The sequence below is a fragment of the Winogradskyella psychrotolerans genome, from assembly GCF_018860565.1.
Taxonomy (GTDB): domain Bacteria; phylum Bacteroidota; class Bacteroidia; order Flavobacteriales; family Flavobacteriaceae; genus Winogradskyella; species Winogradskyella damuponensis.
Genome location: NZ_JAHKPS010000021.1, coordinates 1 through 4,203 on the forward strand (window position 1 = coordinate 1; position 4,203 = coordinate 4,203).

Annotated in this window: 4 protein-coding genes; 3 read left to right on the forward strand and 1 reads right to left on the reverse strand. The window is 32.5% G+C overall.

Translation table 11 applies throughout. The features are described from left to right. The 3 genes from KO504_RS08945 to KO504_RS08955 all read left to right on the forward strand — a co-directional run. Positions 1–1,047 (forward strand): CHAT domain-containing protein (locus KO504_RS08945; protein ID WP_252723652.1); only part of this gene is annotated, 1,047 nt, incomplete at its 5' end. Positions 1,048–1,276: 229 nt separating this feature from the next. After that, a complete protein-coding gene (locus KO504_RS08950) occupies positions 1,277–1,897 on the forward strand; it encodes a DUF4240 domain-containing protein (RefSeq protein WP_215926102.1) in 621 nt (206 codons plus the stop codon). A gap of 236 nt (positions 1,898–2,133) precedes the next feature. Next, entirely contained in the window at positions 2,134–2,892 is a 759-nt protein-coding gene (locus KO504_RS08955; protein ID WP_252723653.1) for a TIR domain-containing protein, read from the forward strand. A gap of 44 nt (positions 2,893–2,936) precedes the next feature. On the opposite strand, the gene KO504_RS08960 is transcribed toward KO504_RS08955, so the two are convergent. Then, entirely contained in the window at positions 2,937–3,902 is a 966-nt protein-coding gene (locus KO504_RS08960; protein ID WP_215926105.1) for an IS110 family transposase, read from the reverse strand. Positions 3,903–4,203: the final 301 nt, after the last annotated feature.

A 4,203-nucleotide genomic window follows, 5' to 3' on the forward strand; every position in this document is an offset into this window, starting at 1 on the left:
TCATATACGCGCACCGTTAGGCAACATTTAAACAGAATGATAAAAATTCCACATAATCGAGCAATTGAACTTTTAGAACAAAGGTTGGACGACCTATATTCTGCTGACCTTAAAGCTTGGCAAAACAGAACGCTAATAGACATCCAGGCAATTTTTGGACAAGGAAGTAGCCAAGCTATCGCGATAATATCTGAAAGCGTACTTCATTTTGGAGACGAAAATAAAATAGCAGAAACAAAAAGGACTTTTAGACAAACTTTAGAAGGATATATTCAATACATCAAAGATTTTCATTTGATAAATCAAGAAAAAATCGAATTATCAGAACAAGAATTTAAAGAAAAATATGTTGAGCTTTTAGAGAAATGGAATGAGCTCGTTCCCGAATATAATCAACTTTTAAAAGACCAAGAAAAACTATATAAAGACCATAATATTGCTCTTTCGGAAATTAAAAATTTGGAAGACCGATTAGCTGAAAAAGATAATATTGGGGATATTATAAAAATTCTATTTTTAGGTGCAAGTCCAATAAATCAAGATAGATTAAGAATAGACGAGGAAGTCCGAAATATAGAAAATGGCTTAAAACTTGCTTCATTAAGAGATAATTTCGAATTGAAATCTGAATGGGCTGTTACACCTAAGTCTTTACAACAAGCAATGCTTGACGAAAAACCAACCATTGTTCAATTTTCTGGTCATGGACATATAGGCGGAATTGCTCTTGAGGATTCTTTGGGTAATTCAAAATTAATAGATATTAATGCATTAGGTTCCCTATTCGAACTATTTTCAGATAAAGTCCAATGTGTATTTCTTAATTCGTGTTATTCAGAATTGCAAGCGAAAGAGATTTCTAAACATATACCTTATGTAATTGGTATGAAAGATTCAGTTCCCGATGAAACCGCAATCGCATTTTCAGTTGGTTTTTACACAGCATTAGGAGCAGGAAAAGATATTGATTTTGCGTATAAAATGGGATTAGTTGGAATAAAACTAGAAGGAATCGAAGGAAGTGATATTCCAATATTACTGAAATAAAAACGTTGCCTAACACCGTGTATAATTAATTGCTTTGGCAAGTGCTTATTTGGAAAATTCCTTCGGAATTTTCTCAGGCTAGTATTTGTTTACTAAATTAGTTGCTTAACCACGCAACTAACCATACACAAAACCGTTGCCACCAATTTGAAAAATGAAACTCACGACAATAATATTTACATCATTTTTGATATTAAGTAGTAATCAAAACACGAAAAATAATAACCAAATGGGAATATTTGACAAACTTTTTGGAAAGAAAGAATCAACCAAAAAAGAAACACCAAAAAATTATAATCAAGAAATTGAGAAAACGAGTGAAATGTTGGACGAAACAATATTTTGGAATATAGTTGACTCTTCAGTAAAGAATACTAAAAATCAAGATGCTCAAGAAAGGTTTTTAGTCAAAGAAATTGAAAAATTGACACCAAAACAAATGATTGGTTTCCGATTAAGAACTGACAAACTTCTTTACGACACTTATAACTCTGAAATGTGGTGTGCTGGATATATAATGAATGGTGGTTGTTCGGACGATGGATTTGAATATTTTAGAAATTGGATTATATCAAGAGGAAAAGACACATATTATAAAGCAAAGGAAAATCCAGACAGTTTAATTTCGGAATTTGTAGAAGGCGAAGAATATTATGATTTTGAAAGTTTTTGGTATGTTGCATTAACTGCGTTTGAAAATAAAACAGGTAAAGAACTATACGATTACATATCTGATGATTTCAAAACAAACGAAGGGAATTATCCGAATTTTAAGTTTACTTGGAAAGAGGAAGAACCTGAAACTATGAAAGTGATTTGCCCGAAGTTATTTGAGAAAATGTGGAATTAAAAACTGGTGGCAACACCGTATATAATTTATTGCTAGTTCTAGCCTACTTACGAAAATCCTCGCGGATTTTCTATTCGGTTTTTATTTGCTAAATTAGGTGCTTAAACCACGCAACAAACCATATACAAACACGTTGGCAGTAATAGAGAGCAACATCAATGAATGAAAATAGACTTGCAGTAATAGACAAACTTGAAAAGTTCAAAGAACTGATTATCAAATGGAATTCTGTCAAGATGACTACTTCCGAAACTTCTGAAGTAAGGTCTGAAATCAATAAAAGACGAACCTTTGTTGAGGAAATGGTAAATAGAACTGGTTGTGCAAAAAGATTTGACTGGTCACCACCACCAATGGTTGGTGGATTTCAAATGAAAGGAGTTAATCCTTTTGACGTTTTTTTTGAGCCACCTTATGGCACGCCTATAACTACAATGATTACAGACATGATAGACCAGACAATTGGAGTGATTGAAAACCTTGATACTTTTGCTGTTTTAGATACACCAATTGAAAATCCAACCAAAACAAAAAGCACAAAAAAGAAAAATTCTAAAAAAGTTTTTCTTGTTCATGGTCACGATAATGAACTTAAGGAGACAGTCGCAAGGTTTTTAGAAAAAATAGGATTGGAACCGATAATTCTTCACGAGCAAGTGAATGAAGGATTGACAATAATCGAGAAATTTGAAAAGAATTCAGATGTTCAATTCGCTATTGTTTTAATGACACCAGATGATATTGGAAATTCAAAAAACAATACAGAAGCTTTAAACGCAAGAGCAAGACAAAATGTGATTTTAGAACTTGGATATTTTCTTGGCAAGCTTGGTAGAGAAAAAGTCTGTGCATTAATAAAAGGAAATCTTGAAAGACCATCTGATTACGACGGAGTGGTTTACATTGCAGCTGACCATTCAAACGATTGGAAATTATTACTTGGGAAAGAATTAAAACAAGCTGAATTAGATTTTGACGGAAATAAAATATTTTAAAACTACTACTGCCAACAAAGAACTGAGTTAAAAAACAAGTAACTTTAAGCTAATTTTGAAACATAGTTTTCATCATAAGGCAATCCGCTTTTTGCAATGGCAAAAGCCTGTTTTAGCAACTTATTCGCTACGGCTATTAATGCTAATTTAGCACTCTTTCCTTTAGCTACAATTCTATCAAATAAGGCTTTGCAGGCTCTGTTATATTTATACGCTGAAAAGGCTGCTAAAAACACAAGGTTTCTTAATTTCTTATTGCCTACTTTACTAATTCTACTCCGCCCTCTTACACTGCTTCCAGATTCTCGAATCGTTGGTGTAATTCCAACATAACTACAAAGCTGTGCTGCAGTTTCAAACTTTTTAAATCCATCCGTAACAACGATTAAAAACAAAGCTGTTTTTAAACCTATTCCTGGTATGGTTTGCAATAAAGTTAGTTGTTCTTGCTGGTCTTGTTTTACCAATTCTAATAAGCGTTTCTCTAATATTAAAATCTCTTTCTTTAAATGGTTTAAGTCTCGTTTTAAGGAACGATAAACCGTTTTTGATGGAATTCCTAGAGCGTCTTCGCCATGAAGCTTATTTTTTGTAGCTGTACTCTTTTTTACGTAACTATCCAATAACCTAAAGAGCTGTAAGCATTCTGCCTGTACATCTGTTAGAGCATTGTACAACGGAACTTCATTAAAGATACCATACTCACAAATTGATTTAGCATCACTCTTATCGGTCTTTACTTTGGCTAGTTTCATTTGAATAAAACGTTTTACTGACAAGGGATTTACAACAGATACTAATACCCCTTTCTTATATAAAAACTGAGCTAATCTGTAATGATAATATCCCGTGGCTTCCATGACTACCAAAGCATCTTTTGATAAACTTTTTAGTAGTGTTTTAAAACCCTTTTCATCATTCTGTAATTGAAAATGTCCTGTATCTTGATTGTAAATATCAAACACAGATTTACTAATGTCAATACCGTAAATTTTTCTATCTTTAGTCATAACAACTTGAAATTTGGAAAGAACAACGCTACTCATATTTCAACAACTTAAAAACGAGATCTAGGTCTCACAGAACTGAACGAAGTTTAAGTAGTAAAAGAGAGAGGATTATCAATGTTGCCGAAGTCTAATGCTTCACCGTGTATAGTAACCTTAATGCTCTCTTTTGTTCTTTCTGATTATTAATTAAATTTAATGAATTACAAACTTAAGCCGTGTATAATTAATTGCTAGGTTCTAGCCTACTTGCGAATATTCCTGCGGAATATTCACAGGTTCGTAAAAGTTTACTAAATTAGTT

Coding starts and splice junctions, on each gene's coding strand:
- KO504_RS08960 (WP_215926105.1), bottom strand. CDS start 3,902: ATGACTAAAGATAGAAAAATTTACGGTATTGACATTAGTAAATCTGTG.
- KO504_RS08955 (WP_252723653.1), top strand. CDS start 2,134: ATGACTACTTCCGAAACTTCTGAAGTAAGGTCTGAAATCAATAAAAGA.
- KO504_RS08950 (WP_215926102.1), top strand. CDS start 1,277: ATGGGAATATTTGACAAACTTTTTGGAAAGAAAGAATCAACCAAAAAA.